Origin of the sequence: Klebsiella sp. 141153 (assembly GCF_032601995.1) — a bacterium.
GTDB lineage: Bacteria > Pseudomonadota > Gammaproteobacteria > Enterobacterales > Enterobacteriaceae > Klebsiella > Klebsiella aerogenes.
This window is the reverse complement of sequence record NZ_JAQIRJ010000015.1, coordinates 39,246-55,001: the sequence shown is the minus strand read 5'-3', so window position 1 is coordinate 55,001 and position 15,756 is coordinate 39,246. Positions and strand designations below refer to the sequence as shown.

General features: G+C 55.6%; 16 protein-coding genes. 9 read left to right on the top strand and 7 right to left on the bottom strand.

All coding sequences use genetic code 11. The features are described 5' to 3' along the window. The first annotated feature begins 36 nt into the window (after window positions 1-36). The 3 genes from menA (at window position 37) to PGS10_RS23160 (ending at window position 2,225) form a co-directional block, all read left to right on the top strand. The gene (gene menA / locus PGS10_RS23170; protein WP_047078396.1) at window positions 37-963 is read left to right on the top strand and encodes a 1,4-dihydroxy-2-naphthoate polyprenyltransferase; all 927 of its coding nucleotides are present in this window, start codon (window positions 37-39) and stop codon (window positions 961-963) included. 92 nt (window positions 964-1,055) lie between these two features. Continuing rightward, window positions 1,056-1,541 (top strand): ribonuclease E activity regulator RraA, encoded by a 486-nt coding sequence (rraA, locus tag PGS10_RS23165; RefSeq protein WP_015703948.1) that lies wholly within the window; start codon window positions 1,056-1,058, stop codon window positions 1,539-1,541. An 87-nt stretch (window positions 1,542-1,628) separates the two neighbouring features. Next, window positions 1,629-2,225 carry a hypothetical protein gene (locus PGS10_RS23160; protein ID WP_213797856.1) on the top strand — a complete coding sequence of 199 codons (597 nt, stop codon included), beginning with the start codon at window positions 1,629-1,631 and terminating at the stop codon, window positions 2,223-2,225. A gap of 115 nt (window positions 2,226-2,340) precedes the next feature. Here PGS10_RS23160 and pfkA read toward each other — a convergent pair whose 3' ends face one another. The 3 genes from pfkA to cpxP all read right to left on the bottom strand — a co-directional run bounded on the left by pfkA (window position 2,341) and on the right by cpxP (window position 5,065). Next, on the bottom strand, window positions 2,341-3,303 hold the full coding sequence (gene pfkA, locus PGS10_RS23155) for a 6-phosphofructokinase (RefSeq protein WP_015368934.1): 963 nt from the start codon (window positions 3,301-3,303) through the stop codon (window positions 2,341-2,343). 203 nt (window positions 3,304-3,506) lie between these two features. Further along, window positions 3,507-4,403, bottom strand: a complete 897-nt coding sequence (gene fieF / locus PGS10_RS23150) for a CDF family cation-efflux transporter FieF (RefSeq protein ID WP_045395293.1) — start codon at window positions 4,401-4,403, stop codon at window positions 3,507-3,509. 158 nt (window positions 4,404-4,561) lie between these two features. After that, window positions 4,562-5,065, bottom strand: a complete 504-nt coding sequence (gene cpxP / locus PGS10_RS23145; RefSeq protein ID WP_015368936.1) for a cell-envelope stress modulator CpxP — start codon at window positions 5,063-5,065, stop codon at window positions 4,562-4,564. A gap of 149 nt (window positions 5,066-5,214) precedes the next feature. On the opposite strand from cpxP, the gene cpxR reads away from it, so the two are divergent. Further along, on the top strand, window positions 5,215-5,913 hold the full coding sequence (gene cpxR / locus PGS10_RS23140) for an envelope stress response regulator transcription factor CpxR (protein ID WP_015368937.1): 699 nt from the start codon (window positions 5,215-5,217) through the stop codon (window positions 5,911-5,913). Then, window positions 5,910-7,283, top strand: a complete 1,374-nt coding sequence (gene cpxA, locus PGS10_RS23135; RefSeq protein ID WP_015368938.1) for an envelope stress sensor histidine kinase CpxA — start codon at window positions 5,910-5,912, stop codon at window positions 7,281-7,283. Before cpxR ends, cpxA begins: the two co-directional genes overlap by 4 nt. Window positions 7,284-7,345: 62 nt before the next feature. On the opposite strand, the gene yiiM is transcribed toward cpxA, so the two are convergent. Both yiiM and sodA read right to left on the bottom strand, forming a co-directional pair. Continuing rightward, window positions 7,346-8,020, bottom strand: coding sequence for a 6-hydroxyaminopurine reductase (gene yiiM, locus PGS10_RS23130; RefSeq protein ID WP_045395291.1), 675 nt, complete (start codon window positions 8,018-8,020; stop codon window positions 7,346-7,348). 72 nt (window positions 8,021-8,092) lie between these two features. Continuing rightward, complete coding sequence (gene sodA, locus PGS10_RS23125; protein ID WP_015368940.1) at window positions 8,093-8,713, bottom strand: superoxide dismutase [Mn]; 621 nt, start codon at window positions 8,711-8,713, stop codon at window positions 8,093-8,095. 291 nt (window positions 8,714-9,004) lie between these two features. On the opposite strand from sodA, the gene rhaT reads away from it, so the two are divergent. Next, window positions 9,005-10,039 (top strand): L-rhamnose/proton symporter RhaT, encoded by a 1,035-nt coding sequence (gene rhaT, locus PGS10_RS23120; protein WP_032706783.1) that lies wholly within the window; start codon window positions 9,005-9,007, stop codon window positions 10,037-10,039. An 8-nt stretch (window positions 10,040-10,047) separates the two neighbouring features. Here the strand turns inward: rhaT and rhaR are convergent, their stop codons facing one another. After that, on the bottom strand, window positions 10,048-10,896 hold the full coding sequence (rhaR, locus tag PGS10_RS23115; RefSeq protein WP_047045449.1) for an HTH-type transcriptional activator RhaR: 849 nt from the start codon (window positions 10,894-10,896) through the stop codon (window positions 10,048-10,050). A gap of 72 nt (window positions 10,897-10,968) precedes the next feature. After that, the gene (rhaS, locus tag PGS10_RS23110; protein WP_047045450.1) at window positions 10,969-11,805 is read right to left on the bottom strand and encodes an HTH-type transcriptional activator RhaS; all 837 of its coding nucleotides are present in this window, start codon (window positions 11,803-11,805) and stop codon (window positions 10,969-10,971) included. Between the two features lie 311 nt (window positions 11,806-12,116). Between rhaS and rhaB the strand changes: the two genes are divergently transcribed. The 3 genes from rhaB (at window position 12,117) to rhaD (ending at window position 15,746) form a co-directional block, all read left to right on the top strand. Further along, window positions 12,117-13,583, top strand: a complete 1,467-nt coding sequence (gene rhaB, locus PGS10_RS23105; protein ID WP_213797857.1) for a rhamnulokinase — start codon at window positions 12,117-12,119, stop codon at window positions 13,581-13,583. Further along, a complete protein-coding gene (gene rhaA / locus PGS10_RS23100) occupies window positions 13,580-14,839 on the top strand; it encodes an L-rhamnose isomerase (RefSeq protein ID WP_045395283.1) in 1,260 nt (419 codons plus the stop codon). Before rhaB ends, rhaA begins: the two co-directional genes overlap by 4 nt. Before the next feature lie 82 nt (window positions 14,840-14,921). Next, window positions 14,922-15,746 carry a rhamnulose-1-phosphate aldolase gene (gene rhaD / locus PGS10_RS23095; RefSeq protein WP_015703941.1) on the top strand — a complete coding sequence of 275 codons (825 nt, stop codon included), beginning with the start codon at window positions 14,922-14,924 and terminating at the stop codon, window positions 15,744-15,746. Window positions 15,747-15,756 lie beyond the last annotated feature (10 nt).

Below are 15,756 nucleotides of genomic sequence, written 5' to 3'. Positions count from 1 at the left end.
GGGGCTATGATAGCCCCATTTTTTTGGCTGAAAGAAATGACTGAACAACCGATAACACGCACCAAGGCCTGGCTTGAAAGCCTGCGTCCCAAAACATTACCTCTGGCGTTCGCCGCTATCGTCGTCGGCACCGCGTTGGCGTGGCAGCAAGGCCACTTCGATCCGCTGGTCGCGCTGCTGGCGCTCATCACCGCCGGTTTGCTGCAAATTTTATCTAATCTCGCCAATGATTATGGCGACGCCGTTAAAGGCAGCGATAAACCTGACCGTATTGGGCCGCTGCGCGGAATGCAAAAAGGCGCCATCACCCAAGCGCAGATGAAACGCGCGCTGATCGTAACGGTAGCGCTGATTTGCCTTTCCGGCCTGGCGTTGCTGTTCTCCGCCTGGCAGACAATGGCGGACTTCATCGGCTTTATGGTGCTCGGCGGGTTGTCGATTATTGCGGCTATCACTTATACCGTTGGCACGCGTCCTTACGGCTATATTGGCCTTGGCGATATCTCGGTGCTGGTTTTCTTCGGCTGGCTGAGCGTCGTCGGCAGTTGGTATCTGCAGGCGCACAGCATCGACGCGGTTATTTTCCTGCCCGCTACCGCCTGTGGCCTGCTGGCCGCAGCGGTGCTGAATATCAATAACCTGCGCGATATCGATAGCGACCGTTCGAACGGTAAAAATACGTTGGCGGTCCGTCTGGGGCCAATTAACGCTCGCCGTTATCACAGCGTCCTGCTGTTCGGCGCTCCACTGTGCCTGGCGCTGTTTAACCTGCTGGCGCTGCGCAGCCTGTGGGGCTGGCTGTTTATTCTCGCCATTCCGCTACTGGTGAAACAGGCGCGTTTCGTCATGCGTGAGCGCGAACCGGTGGCGATGCGTCCGATGCTCGAACGCACGGTCAAAGCGGCATTATTAACCAACCTGCTGTTTGTCATCGGGATTATCGGCAGTAAGCTGGCGGCATAACTGACAAATATCAATTAACAATTGATGATTTTGCAAACAATGCAGTTCACGGGATATACTAAAAATTCTCGCAGCAACTGAACGTTAAGCCTATGAAATACGATACTTCCGAGCTTTGCGACATCTACCAGGAAGATGTCAATGTCGTGGAACCGCTGTTTTCCAACTTTGGAGGGCGGTCGTCGTTTGGTGGACAGATCATTACGGTAAAATGTTTCGAGGATAACGGGTTGCTCTACGATCTGCTCGAGCAGAATGGCCGTGGTCATATTCTCCTCATCGACGGCGGCGGTTCCGTGCGACGCGCGTTAATTGACGCAGACCTGGCGCGTCTGGCGGTACAAAACGAATGGGAAGGGCTGGTGGTCTATGGCGCGGTGCGCCAGGTTGACGACCTGGAAGATTTAGATATCGGTATCCAGGCATTAGCCGCCATTCCAGTGGCCGCTGCAGGGGAAGGTATCGGCGAAAGCGACGTGCGCGTCAATTTCGGCGGCGTCACCTTCTTCTCCGGCGATCATCTGTATGCCGACAATACCGGTATCATCCTTTCCGAGGATGCGCTGGATATCGAATAGCACTAGCATTGAAAGGCAGGCGCAGCCTGCCTTTTCTTTATAACCAGGATGGTTAATCGCTCACACAAGCGCAAAGGAGTGCATGACTTGCGTGAAATACTCTATTTCCTCAGCTTTATTTCGATACCATGGCTACTATATCGAGGATTTCGCATCCTGATTTTAGCCCAACCGCCCTATGTCCTTGCTGCGTCATTACGCTTAGGAGCAGCTTTCATTATATTTATCGGTGCGGTATCTCTTCCACGTAACGCAGCGACCTTTGAAAAGGAATACAAAGAAATCGTTGGCTATCCATCGACCCAAGTAACACTGCAATTTGCAATGCTGGACAACTCGCAAAAACAACAAATTTTGCAAGAAATGGCTGATTATTTTTCTGATACAGAAAAAATGCTGAAAGTGACGCAAAAGAAGGCGACAGGAAAAGGCCCAAATTTATGGTATAGAACTCCCGAGAAAAACTACAGAACCTGGCACGATACGATCCCTACGCGCTACCGCTGGCAAGAAAATCGGCTGGAGATAGCCACCGGCAGACCACTTGAAGATGAAGAAATAGATACTTTAGAAGCGGTGTTAAGATTAACAATCGCGCAAGAAAATCATTCTGTTTTTTCTGAGCTGTTAAGCCAATCGCTAGAAAATTATCATTTGCAACGCAAGGTTCAATTTCGCCCTTGAAATCGAAACCCACGCTTGTCGATAACCAGCATACCGAGCATGGCTCGCTCGGTTTTATACGCTACGAAAAAAAAGGCCTTCTCCGTGAGAAGGCCTTTTTGCTATGCCGAGAAACTTAGTACAGTTTCTTCGCGCAATCCATCCAGTCAGACTTGAACGGACGCTTCATATTTTCGATAGCATCGATGATGTCGTGGTGAACCAGCTTCTCGTTCTGGATACCGACACAGCGGCCGCCAAAGCCCTGCAGCAGCAGTTCAATAGCATATGCGCCCATGCGGGAAGCCAGAATACGGTCGTAAGGAACCGGAGAGCCGCCGCGCTGAATGTGACCCAGCACGGTCGCACGGGTTTCACGGCCCGTTTCTTTCTCAATGAAGCTAGCCAGTTCGTCAACGTCGCACATGTGCTCGGTGATGGCCACGATCGCATGTTTCTTACCTTTTGCGATGCCGGCTTTGATTTCAGCCACCAGATCGTCGCGGGTATATTCTACTTCCGGCACCATGATGAACTCACAGCCGCCGGCAATCGCCGCCGCCAGCGTCAGATCGCCACAGTAGCGGCCCATCACTTCCACCACAGAGATACGCTGGTGCGAAGAGGAGGTGTCACGCAGGCGGTCAATAGCTTCAACAACGGTGCTCAGCGCGGTAAAGAAACCGATAGTGTAGTCAGTACCTTTGATGTCGTTGTCGATGGTGCCCGGCAGGCCGATGCAAGGGAAACCCATCTCGGTCAGACGCATCGCACCCATATAGGAACCGTCGCCGCCGATAACAACCAGCGCGTCCAGGCCGCGCTTTTTCATATTTTCAATGGCGACTGCGCGAATATGCTCTTCACGGAATTCCGGGAAGCGAGCGGAACCGAGGAAGGTACCGCCGCGGTTGATCATGTCGGACACGCTGTAACGGTCAAGCTGAACCATACGATCTTCATACAGGCCGAGGTAACCATCATAGATTCCAAAAACTTCCAGACCTTCCGTTAATGCCGCGCGCACAACGCCGCGAATTGCTGCGTTCATGCCCGGCGCATCACCGCCACTTGTCAACACACCGATTTTCTTAATCATGACTACCTCTGAACTTAGGAAGCAAAAAATAATCCTGTTGCCTGAAGCGCTCCCATACCAGGAGTGCACGACGATAATTGCAATAGTATATCAAACGCTTCTGGCTGAATTGATTCAGGTCAGACCAAATGGCGGTAATTTATACAAAAAATGCCTACCCGCCCCACATTTTTACATCGAGTTTACAGACTATAACCGAAAGCTCAAAAAACGCCCTGCTGCGCCGGCGGCACCACAGAACAGGGATCCTGATGGATAATCACATCCGATCCCGGGAAACGGCGCAAAATAGCCTGCTCCACCTGGTCGGCGATCACGTGCGCCTGCACCAGCGGGAGGTTATCTTCCATTTCCAAATGTATTTGAATAAAGCGAGTCGGCCCTGACTGCCGCGTTCGTAGATCGTGCGCGCCGCTGACGCCGGGCCAGCTGTTCACGATACTGATGATTTCCTGACGTTCCTCATCCGGAAGCGCGCGGTCTAATAACGATTGCACCGCGTCGTAACCCATACGCAGCGCGCTATATAAAATATAGATGCCAATCCCTAATGCAAACAGCGCATCGGCACGGTGCCAGCCGTACCAGGAGAGGCCGAGGGCGATAAGAATAGCGCCGTTCATCATAACATCAGACTGATAATGAAGCATATCCGCGCGCACGGCCTGACTCTGGGTTTTTCTGACCACCCAGCGCTGAAAGGTCACCAGCATCAGGGTGCTTATCAAGGCAATTAGCGTTACCACCATCCCGACGCCTGCCGCCTGCATCGGTTCAGGACGAATCAGATGCTGGATCCCGGTCAGGAACAGAAACAATGCCGAACCGGAGATAAACATGCTCTGCGCCAGCGCCGCCAGCGATTCCGCTTTCCCATGGCCAAAAGTATGTTCTTCATCAGCGGGTTGTAGCGAGTAACGCACCACCAGCAGGTTGGTCAGCGAGGCGGCAATATCCACCAGCGAATCCACCAGCGCCGCCAGAATACTCACCGAACCGGTATACCACCACGCAAAAATTTTGATCAAAAGTAACACGGAGGCCATCGCCGTCGCGGCAATAGCCGCGCGACTTACCAGCCGCCCATAAGATTGATTCATAAACGCTCCTTTTCCGGCGATGCGCTTAGTATAACCTGAACTTTTACCCTGAAGATGAACGGGCATGCGGCGGCTGAGGCGAAAAAAAGACAAAAAAAACCCCCACATCATGTGGGGGAAGACAGGGATGGTGTCTATGGCAAGGAAAACAGGGTTTGTTACTTGGGTTGCACGGTACTGCTACTACTGGAAAGCATCATGGCTGAGCCTTTCTGCATCCTTGCAACCTCACGCAACTGATCCATACGCTGCTGGTGCTTAGCATTTAAAACCGCTTGCTGCTCAGGGGTTAGCAGGTGATACATCTGGTTGCGAACTTTCGCCATTTCTACCTGGCGGGCAACCTGTTCCTGCGCCATCTTTTCTGCCTGAGCGCGCACAGCGCTTTCATCAAATTTATCTGCGGTGACAAGGCTATGCATTGTCTCCAGTTCGCTAACATTAACAGGGAGCCGGTCATGGCGCGCCCGTTGCATAAGATCCCGTAACTGCTGTCGTTGCTGTTCGGTTAGACTTATGCCGTCAAACATATGGCTCTGGCCGCTGCGCTGGGCTCCTTCTTCACCGTGGAGCCAGTTAACGCCGGTAACGACTTCAGCGGCTTGGCTAGTAGCACTTAGCGCCAGCGTTGAGGCCATGACGGCAGCGATAACATTGCGCATCACATACTCCCAAAACGTTTGTGTCGCGATTCAACGAGAGACAGTTTACGATTCAGGCTGCAAACATGCGTCAGGGGGTGTAAAACAACGTAAAGTCATGGATTAGCGAGCCTTGATGACGTAATTTCTGCCTCGGAGGTATTTAAACAATGAATAAAATCCTGTTAGTTGATGATGACCGGGAGCTCACCTCCCTGTTAAAAGAGCTGCTCGATATGGAAGGTTTTAATGTGCTCGTTGCCCATGACGGTGAACAGGCGCTGGCGCTTCTTGACGACAGCATTGATCTCCTTTTGCTTGATGTGATGATGCCGAAGAAAAACGGTATCGACACGCTTAAAGAATTACGTCAGACACACCAGACCCCGGTTATCATGCTAACGGCGCGCGGAAGCGAGCTGGATCGCGTTCTCGGCCTCGAACTCGGGGCGGATGACTATTTGCCTAAGCCGTTTAACGATCGCGAGCTGGTGGCGCGTATACGCGCGATTCTGCGTCGTTCTCACTGGAGCGAGCAGCAGCAGACCACCGAATCCGGTTCTCCGACCCTGGAAGTGGATGCGTTAAGCCTCAATCCGGGCCGTCAGGAGGCCAATTTTGATGGGCAAACGCTGGAGCTGACCGGCACCGAGTTCACCCTGCTGTATCTGCTGGCGCAGCATCTTGGTCAGGTGGTGTCACGTGAACACTTAAGCCAGGAAGTGCTGGGCAAGCGGCTGACGCCGTTCGACCGCGCTATCGATATGCATATTTCCAACCTGCGGCGTAAGCTGCCGGAGCGTAAAGACGGCCATCCGTGGTTTAAAACGTTGCGCGGACGCGGCTATCTGATGGTTTCTGCTTCATGATTGGAAGTTTAACCGCACGCATCTTCGCCATCTTCTGGCTCACGCTGGCGCTGGTGTTGATGCTGGTACTGATGTTGCCCAAGCTGGACTCGCGCCAGATGACCGAGCTGCTGGAAAGCGAGCAACGTCAGGGCATCATGATTGAGCAACACGTCGAGGCCGAACTGGCGAACGACCCACCTAACGACCTGATGTGGTGGCGACGCCTATTTCGCGCCATCGATAAGTGGGCGCCGCCGGGGCAGCGGCTGTTGTTGGTCACCAGCGAAGGCCGCGTGATCGGCGCAGAACGCAACGAAATGCAGATCATTCGTAACTTTATCGGCCAGGCCGATAACGCCGATCATCCGCAGAAAAAGCGTTACGGACGCCTGGAGATGGTCGGCCCGTTTTCCGTCAGGGATGGTGAAGATAATTATCAACTTTATCTCATCCGCCCTGCCAGCACTTCACAATCCGACTTCATCAACCTGCTATTTGACCGTCCGCTATTACTGCTTATCGTGACGATGCTGGTCAGCGCCCCGCTGCTGCTATGGCTGGCGTGGAGCCTGGCGAAACCGGCGCGCAAGCTGAAAAACGCCGCCGACGAAGTGGCCCAGGGTAACCTGCGGCAGCATCCGGAGCTGGAAGCCGGTCCGCAGGAGTTTCTGGCCGCCGGGGCCAGCTTTAACCAGATGGTGACCGCGCTTGAGCGAATGATGACCAGCCAGCAGCGGCTGCTGTCGGATATCTCGCACGAGCTACGCACGCCGTTAACCCGTCTGCAGTTAGGCACCGCGCTGCTGCGCCGCCGCAGCGGTGAAAGCAAAGAGCTGGAGCGGATCGAAACCGAAGCGCATCGGCTGGACAGCATGATTAACGACCTGCTGGTGATGTCGCGTAATCAGGCGAAAAACGCGCTGGTCAGCGAGACGGTGAAAGCGAATCAGCTGTGGGGCGAAGTGCTGGACAATGCGGCATTTGAAGCCGAGCAGATGGGGAAATCCTTTACCGTTGAGTATCCGCCGGGCCCCTGGCCGCTGTACGGTAACCCCAATGCGCTGGAAAGCGCGCTGGAAAATATCGTGCGCAACGCGCTGCGCTACTCGCACACGAAAATTTCGGTCAGCTTCTCGGTGGATAAAGACGGAATCACGGTCAACGTCGATGATGACGGCCCGGGCGTCAGCCCGGAAGATCGCGAACAGATTTTCCGTCCGTTCTATCGTACCGACGAAGCTCGCGATCGCGAGTCCGGCGGCACCGGTCTGGGGCTGGCGATTGTCGAAACGGCGATCCAGCAACATCGCGGCTGGGTTAAAGCCGACGATAGCCCGCTGGGTGGTCTGCGTTTAACAATCTGGCTGCCGCTGTATAAACGCACCTGAGCCTGTCCCGGCTTGCGCTACGCTGAGCCGGGCTACGGGTTGCAACGTTCAATATGGGGGAATTATTTCCCCCATAATCTCCGCGAATTATCCTCGATTTGCCCGCTTAAACGCCGCTTCTGCATCGTTCTGCTCCAGCTTACCGACAGGCCCGCCGCCGATAACAGACGGTGATACTGGTCGTCGTCAAACGGCATATGCCAGGCAATCGCTCCGGCCTCATGTACGCTCACATCGCTTAGTCGCGATACCAGCTCCAGCGGCGCATCGCTGGAGACCTGGCCGCCGGCGATAATGCGGTAGAGCCAGCCAACCTTGCCGCTGTTTTGCATCAGTTGCGCCATGTCGCTAATACCGAAATGGTAATTCAGTTTGAAGCAGGGAGAGCGCGGTTGAGTGACCTGAATCAGCGCCTCGCCCCAACGAAAGATATCGCCGATATAGACGTTTTTTTCCGTTAGCCCTTCGGTAGAAAGGTTTTCGCCGAATGCGGGTGCGCAGAACAGATCGGCCTGCTGCGGGAATTCGCGGATCCAGTCGAGATAATGCTCGCGGGGATAGTGGCACAACGCGCGATCCGGCCCGCCGTGAATTTTCTTTTCCGCCTGCTCGTCCCCTTCCAGTCCGAGCTCGCCGAGCTGTAATTCGCCATCGACCTGGATTTTACCAATTGCGCTGGGGCGGCTACCGTCGTAGTCCCTGATTTTGCCGACAAAGACATTCACCGGATAATGCATTGCTGCTCTCCTTGCTACGGATATAAAAAAAGCGAGTCATCAGACTCGCTTCTCTCTTAGCACAATGCAACCTTATTTTTTGGCGGCAAAACGCGCTGCTGCTTCGTCCCAGTTCACCACGTCCCAGAAGGCTTTGATATAGTCCGGGCGGCGGTTCTGGAATTTCAGGTAGTAAGCGTGTTCCCACACATCCAGGCCGATAATCGGGAAGCCGGAAGCGCCGGAAATGGCTTCGCCCATCAGCGGGGAGTCCTGGTTAGCGGTAGAAACGACGGCCAGTTTGTCGCCTTTCAGCACCAGCCACGCCCAGCCGGAACCAAAGCGGGTTGCTGCCGCTTTTTCGAATTCAGCTTTGAAATTGTCCACGGAACCGAAATCACGCTCGATAGCGGCTTTCAGGTCGCCCTGCAGGGTGGTGCCGGTTTTCAGGCCTTTCCAGAACAGGCTGTGGTTAGCGTGGCCGCCCGCGTTGTTACGCAGTACGGTTTTTTTGTCAGCCGGCAGTTGATCCAGTTTGGTGATCAGCTCTTCCGCAGACAGGTTAGCGAATTCCGGCAGGCTTTCCAGCGCTGCGTTAGCGTTGTTAACGTAGGTCTGGTGATGCTTAGTATGATGGATCTCCATCGTCTGCTTGTCGAAATGCGGTTCCAGAGCATCGTAAGCGTACGGCAGGGATGGCAGTGTATAACTCATAATCATCTCCATTATTATCGGGCGGCAGAGGGTGTTAACGCCGCGTAAGCAGTCGGTTCATTATAGTTAATTAAATGATATTGAAAATGATTATCAATGCCGTAGTTTTACTAAGGTTATACCCAAAATAGATACACCCCAGTTTGTGAGCCAAAACAACTCATTAAGCCCCTGATTGCCAGAGTTTCGCCTGGCGTGGCAACAGCTCAAAGGCGTAAAAACTGCGCAATTTTTACACTCATCGCATCGGAGAGAGTCTATCCAACCCAAAAACAGATGAGGGTAAAGGCAATGAATCATGCGATTACGATGGGAATTTTTTGGCATTTAATCGGCGCCGCCAGTGCCGCCTGTTTTTATGCCCCTTTCAAGAAGGTGAAACACTGGTCGTGGGAAACCATGTGGTCGATCGGCGGGATTGTCTCCTGGCTGATTCTGCCGTGGGCGATAAGCGCCATGCTGCTGCCCGATTTCTGGGCCTACTACCGCTCGTTTAGCGCTTCCACGCTGCTGCCGGTGTTTTTGTTCGGCGCGATGTGGGGCATCGGTAACATCAACTATGGCCTGACCATGCGCTATCTGGGGATGTCGATGGGTATCGGTATCGCTATCGGCATTACGCTTATCGTCGGTACCTTAATGACGCCGATCCTCAACGGCCACTTTGATGTGTTGATTCACACCAAAGGCGGACAAATGACCCTGCTCGGCGTGCTGGTGGCGGTGATTGGCGTGGGTATCGTTACCCGCGCCGGCCAGCTTAAAGAGCGCAAAATGGGCATCAAAGCGGAAGAGTTCAACCTGAAAAAAGGGCTGATGCTGGCGGTAATGTGCGGTATTTTCTCCGCCGGCATGTCATTCGCGATGAATGCCGCTAAACCAATGCATGAAGCCGCCGCGGCGCTGGGCGTCGACCCGCTGTATACCGCGCTGCCAAGCTACGTGGTGATCATGGGCGGCGGCGCGCTGGTCAACCTCGGCTTCTGCTTTATTCGCCTCGCCAAAGTGAAGGATCTGTCGCTAAAAGCCGACTTCTCGCTGGCAAAACCGCTTATCATCAGCAACATTCTGCTTTCCGCATTGGGCGGACTCATGTGGTACCTGCAGTTCTTCTTCTATGCCTGGGGTCACGCCAGTATCCCGGCACAGTATGACTACATGAGCTGGATGCTGCATATGAGCTTCTACGTACTGTGCGGCGGGCTGGTCGGGCTGGTGCTGAAAGAGTGGAACAACGCCGGACGCCGCCCGGTCAGCGTGCTCAGCCTCGGCTGTGTGGTAATCATCATTGCCGCGAATATCGTCGGCCTGGGAATGGCTAACTGATTTCCCCTTCACGCGGCGGCGCGACTGCGCTGCCGCCACTGTCCCGGCGTCATACCGGTTTCCCGGTTAAACACCACCGAAAAGTAGTTACTGTCCTCAAACCCGCACTGCATAGCGATCTCACCAATTAGCCGCTCGGTATGCTGCAGCAAATACTGCGCATGGCAGATCCGCAGCTGGCGCAAATAGTGGGTTATCGTCATCCCCGTTTGCTGGCGAAACTGCTGGCGTAACGCGCGTTCGCTGCAGGCTTCACGCAGACAAAAATGCTCCAGATTAAAGGGGCGATTCAGACTTCCGGCCAGCTCAGTTAGCAGTTTATCGAGCTGAGTTTCGCTTTGCGTCGCCGCCAGATTATCAGTGGCGTAGCGATAGCGCTGGAGCGTTAGCGCCAGTTGGGCAAACAGCAGTTCCGCCATGCTATCCGCCTGCGCATCCTGCCGCGCGCTTTCGTGCTCCAGCTGGTTAATCACCTGCCTGACCTGCGCCATGCCGCTGCTGCCGATCCGCCAGTGCGGCTGCCACGGCGTGCCGAATAATCCCGGAATATGCGCCGCCCAGTCAAAATTGAGCCGCAGCCGATCCGGGCAATAAATAATATTCTGCAGCACCAGGTCGTTGACCGACGCATAAGAGTGTTTATCTTCCGCGCGGATATAAAAGAGATCGCCGCGGGTAATCCGCCACGGGCGATCGTTGAGGATATGCAGACCGTTGCCGCGCCACACCAGCACCAGCTCGCAAAATTCATGGGTATGCTCGGCGAAGACGTTTTGCGGGTAACGGTCAGCCACCGCCACCGCCTGCGTGGGGGAGGCAAAAAACTCATCTTTGCGAAGCACCAGCTGACCTGCCACAACTCTCACTCCCGACGCGGAAACCAACCATTATTCGCATTTTGCTGAGGCAATACGTTGACTCTTCTCGCGTTACTGAAGAATAGCGTCGCGCCCCTGGCGAATATCGCGCGGCGACCAGTCGAATTCACGGCGAAATAGCGTCGAAAAATGGTTACTGTCGCCGAAACCACAGCGATAAGCGATTTCTGTCACGCTATCATCGCTGTGGCGCAGCAGGTGCCGCGCCTTCATCAGGCGCACCCGGTTGAGATAGCGCTGGGGCGTCAGCCCGGTTTGCAGCTTTAACTGACGATGCAGGGTGCGTAAAGAGAGCGAAAACTGCGCCGCCACCTCCTCCCAGCATATCTCTTCGGCAAAATGGTCTTCCAGCCAGGCCATTAGTTGATTCAGCCGCGCCTCGTGGTTGCCGGCGCCTTCCGCCAGGCTGTTGCTGTGCAGCAGCACCAGTAGCTGCATAAAAAGGATCTCACGGCTGGCGATGGTATGCGGCTCGACGCCCGGGCCGACCTTTTCCATCTGACCGACGATTTGCCGCACCTGCTGTAGCACCGTTTGGTTGACCCGCCAGTGTGAAAGATAGTTGCCGTCCTGCTCTTGCGGCAGCAGCTGGTTCACGCCGGTCAGAAAACGAAAAGCATCCGGCGCGCGGTAAAGCACATTGGTCAGACACAGGTTATTGGTGTGTTCGTAAAGATGGCGATCGTGATCGCGAATAAAGCAGACCGAACCGCCGCTGATGGTATAGGGCTGGCCGTTGAAAACGTGGATGCCCGTCCCCTGCTCAACGATAACAATTTCATGAAAATCATGATGATGCTCTGGAAAGGCCGCTTGTGGAAGGCGCGGTTCAATCGCCACCGCCGAGACGCCGGCCTTAAAAAAATCCGTACAGTGCAACACGGTCATAGCAGCCTCCACGAATGAGAAAAATTATCAACCGTCGTCGCAAATAGTAATTAAGGGCTGGCAATCCGGCCTTCAATTTTTGACCGCAAACCGCGTAAAGCCTGCCGTTTTTTCAAGAACCAGCCGGAAATATCCGGAACTGCGGCCAGCATCACACCCCGCCTCACGCCGCCTATAAAACGAAACTGTGACGCTTCTCACGGTCACCTTTGCTTTGTTGCCAGCCACCCGCTTTCGCTGTCAGTAGCGAGAAGGTGACGCAGAGACGCCTTTTTTAGACTGCCTGTAATGATTTTAAGAAGGGTCGTGCCATGAGTATTCGTCATTGTGTCGCCGTTGATTTAGGCGCTTCCAGCGGTCGGGTCATGCTCGCGAATTATGCAACCGCGACGCGATCGCTGACGCTGCGCGAGGTTCATCGTTTCACTAACCGCCTGCAGAAAGTGGATGGCTACGATTGCTGGGATATCGATAGCCTGGAAGCGGAAATCCGCCGCGGGCTGGTGAAGGTGTGCGAACAGGGGATCCTGATCGACAGCATCGGTATCGACACCTGGGGCGTCGATTTCGTCTTGCTGGATAAGCACGGCCAGCGCGTCGGCCTGCCGGTTTCCTATCGCGATAGCCGCACTCACGGCCTGATGGCGCAGGCAATCGAACACCTCGGCCGCGCCAGTATCTATTGCCGCAGCGGCATCCAGTTTCTGCCGTTTAACACCCTTTATCAGCTGCGGGCGCTGGTCAACCAGCAGCCGGCGCTGGCGGAACAGGTCGCCCACGCGCTGCTGATCCCGGACTACTTCAGCTACCGCCTGACCGGCGCAATGAACTGGGAATACACCAACGCCACCACCACGCAACTGGTCAATATTAATAGCGATAGCTGGGATGACGAGCTGCTCCGCTGGAGCGGCGCGCAGCCGGACTGGTTCGGTACGCCGACGCATCCGGGCAATGTTATCGGTCACTGGATCTGCCCGCAGGGTAACCGCATCCCGGTCGTTGCCGTCGCCAGCCACGATACGGCCAGCGCCGTCATCGCCTCGCCGCTGGCGGATAAAAATGCCGCCTATCTCTCATCGGGCACCTGGTCGCTGATGGGCTTTGAAAGTAAAACGCCTTACACCAGCCAGCAGGCGCTGAAGGCGAATATCACTAATGAAGGCGGCGCCGAGGGGCGCTATCGGGTGCTGAAAAATATCATGGGCCTATGGCTGCTGCAGCGGGTACTGCAGGAGCACAACATTAGCGATCTGCAGGCGCTGATTGTCGACACGGAGCAGCTGCCGGCCTGTCGTTATCTGATTGATTGCAATAACGATCGCTTTATCAATCCGGCCAATATGAGCGCCGAAATTCAAGCCGCCTGCGCGGAGTCCGCTCTGCCGATCCCGGTCACTCCCGCCGAACTGGCGCGCTGCATTTTCGACAGCCTGGCGCTGCTGTATGCCCGGGTATTGGACGAACTGGCCGCACTCCGCGGCCACCCTTTCAGCCAGCTGCATATCGTCGGCGGTGGCTGCCAGAACGCGCTGCTTAACCAGCTGTGCGCCGATGCCTGCGGCCTGCCGGTGGTGGCGGGCCCCATTGAAGCCTCCACGCTTGGCAATATCGGCATCCAGTTGATGGCGCTGGATGAACTCCAAAATGTCGATGAATTCCGTCAGGTGGTACGCGACAACGCGTCGCTCATCACTTTCGCCCCGCATTCAGATAGCGAAATTGCCCGCTTCGTCGCGCAATTTCAGCCACAACCTACAAAGGAGCTTTGCGCATGACCACTCAACTTGAACAAGCCTGGGAAATTGCTAAGCAGCGCTATGCCGCCGTCGGCGTAGATGCCGAGGAAGCTCTGCGTCAGCTGGACCGCCTGCCGGTATCAATGCACTGCTGGCAGGGCGATGACGTGGCGGGCTTTGAAAACCCGGAAGGCAACTTAACTGGCGGCATTCAGGCCACCGGCAACTATCCCGGCAAAGCGCGCAATGCCCAGGAACTACGCGCCGATCTCGAACAAGCGCTCAGCCTGATACCGGGGCCGAAGCGCCTTAATCTGCACGCGATTTATCTCGAATCCGCCACGCCGGTAGCGCGTAATGAAATCAGGCCGGAACACTTTAAGCACTGGGTGGAATGGGCCAAACGCCACCAGTTGGGGCTCGATTTTAACCCTTCCTGCTTCTCGCATCCGCTCAGCGCCGACGGCTTTACGCTGTCGCACGCCAACCCGGAGATTCGTCAGTTCTGGATCGATCACTGTAAAGCCAGCCGCCGCATCTCCGCTTATTTCGGCGAGCAGCTTGGGACGCCATCGGTAATGAATATCTGGGTGCCGGACGGCATGAAAGATATTACCGTCGACCGCTTCGCCCCGCGCCAGCGTCTGCTGAACGCGCTGGATGAGGTCATCAGTGAAAAGCTCGATCCGGCGCACCATATCGACGCCGTTGAGAGCAAGCTGTTCGGTATCGGCGCCGAAAGCTATACCGTTGGCTCCAATGAATTCTATATGGGCTACGCCGCCAGCCGTCAGACCGCGTTGTGCCTGGATGCCGGCCACTTCCATCCGACGGAAGTCATCTCCGACAAAATCTCCGCCGCCATGCTCTATATCCCGCGCCTGCTGCTGCACGTCAGCCGCCCGGTACGCTGGGACAGCGATCACGTGGTGCTGCTGGATGACGAAACCCAGGCCATCGCCAGCGAAATTATCCGCCACAACCTGTTCGACCGCGTGCATATCGGCCTCGACTTCTTTGATGCCTCCATCAACCGCATCGCGGCGTGGGTTATCGGCACCCGCAACATGAAAAAAGCCCTGCTGCGCGCGCTGCTGGAGCCGACGGCACTGCTGCGCCAGCTGGAAAACGACGGGGATTACACCGCCCGCCTGGCGCTGCTCGAAGAGCAGAAATCGCTGCCGTGGCAGGCTATCTGGGAAATGTACTGCCAGCGTCACGATACGCCGGCAGGCAGCCAGTGGCTGGAAAACGTGCGGGCCTATGAAAAAGACGTGCTGAGCCAGCGCGGCTAATGCCTGACTTTCCCCGGATTGCGCCGTATGGGGTTTATTCGGGGAGTCACACCTATTACGAATCAACAGGAAAGACAAAACTATGCACAACATCATCAATTCATGGTTCGTTCAGGGCATGATCAAAGCCACCTCCGACGCCTGGCTTAAAGGCTGGGACGAACGTAACGGCGGCAATCTGACGCTGCGCCTGGATGAAGCGGATATCGCGCCCTTCAAAGCCGATTTTCACCCCCAGCCGCGTTATATCGCCTTAAGCCAGCCGATGCCGGAACTGGCTAATCAGCCGTTTATCGTCACCGGTTCCGGTAAATTCTTCCGTAACGTGCAGCTCGATCCCGCCGCCAACCTTGGGGTGGTGAAAGTGGACAGCGACGGCGCGGGCTACTTCATTCTGTGGGGGCTGACGGAAGAAGCAGTGCCGACCTCGGAACTGCCGGCGCATTTCCTGTCGCACTGCGAGCGCATCAAAGCCACCGGCGGCAAAGACCGCGTGATCATGCACTGCCATGCCACCAACCTGATCGCCCTGACCTACGTGCTGGAGAACAACAGCGATCTGTTCACCCGCAAGCTATGGGAAGGCAGCACCGAATGCCTGGTGGTGTTCCCGGACGGCGTCGGCATTCTGCCGTGGATGGTGCCGGGTACCGACGAGATTGGCCAGGCGACCGCCGGCGAAATGCAGAAACACTCTCTGGTGCTGTGGCCATTCCACGGCGTCTTCGGCAGCGGCCCGACGCTGGATGAAACTTTCGGCCTGATCGATACCGCCGAAAAATCCGCCGAGGTATTGGTGAAAGTCTATTCGATGGGCGGCATGAAACAGACGATAAGCCGCGAAGAATTGATTGCGTTAGGCCAACGCTTTGGCGTCACGCCGCTGGCCAGCGCGCTGGCGCTCTAAGAAAGCGAGC

Bases quoted from the DNA above. Each gene is read 5' to 3' on its own strand.
- menA (WP_047078396.1), top strand. From the start codon at position 37: ATGACTGAACAACCGATAACACGCACCAAGGCCTGGCTTGAAAGCCTG.
- rraA (WP_015703948.1), top strand. From the start codon at position 1,056: ATGAAATACGATACTTCCGAGCTTTGCGACATCTACCAGGAAGATGTC.
- pfkA (WP_015368934.1), bottom strand. From the start codon at position 3,303: ATGATTAAGAAAATCGGTGTGTTGACAAGTGGCGGTGATGCGCCGGGC.
- fieF (WP_045395293.1), bottom strand. From the start codon at position 4,403: ATGAATCAATCTTATGGGCGGCTGGTAAGTCGCGCGGCTATTGCCGCG.
- cpxP (WP_015368936.1), bottom strand. From the start codon at position 5,065: ATGCGCAATGTTATCGCTGCCGTCATGGCCTCAACGCTGGCGCTAAGT.
- cpxR (WP_015368937.1), top strand. From the start codon at position 5,215: ATGAATAAAATCCTGTTAGTTGATGATGACCGGGAGCTCACCTCCCTG.
- cpxA (WP_015368938.1), top strand. From the start codon at position 5,910: ATGATTGGAAGTTTAACCGCACGCATCTTCGCCATCTTCTGGCTCACG.
- yiiM (WP_045395291.1), bottom strand. From the start codon at position 8,020: ATGCATTATCCGGTGAATGTCTTTGTCGGCAAAATCAGGGACTACGAC.
- sodA (WP_015368940.1), bottom strand. From the start codon at position 8,713: ATGAGTTATACACTGCCATCCCTGCCGTACGCTTACGATGCTCTGGAA.
- rhaT (WP_032706783.1), top strand. From the start codon at position 9,005: ATGAATCATGCGATTACGATGGGAATTTTTTGGCATTTAATCGGCGCC.
- rhaS (WP_047045450.1), bottom strand. From the start codon at position 11,805: ATGACCGTGTTGCACTGTACGGATTTTTTTAAGGCCGGCGTCTCGGCG.
- rhaB (WP_213797857.1), top strand. From the start codon at position 12,117: ATGAGTATTCGTCATTGTGTCGCCGTTGATTTAGGCGCTTCCAGCGGT.
- rhaA (WP_045395283.1), top strand. From the start codon at position 13,580: ATGACCACTCAACTTGAACAAGCCTGGGAAATTGCTAAGCAGCGCTAT.
- rhaD (WP_015703941.1), top strand. From the start codon at position 14,922: ATGCACAACATCATCAATTCATGGTTCGTTCAGGGCATGATCAAAGCC.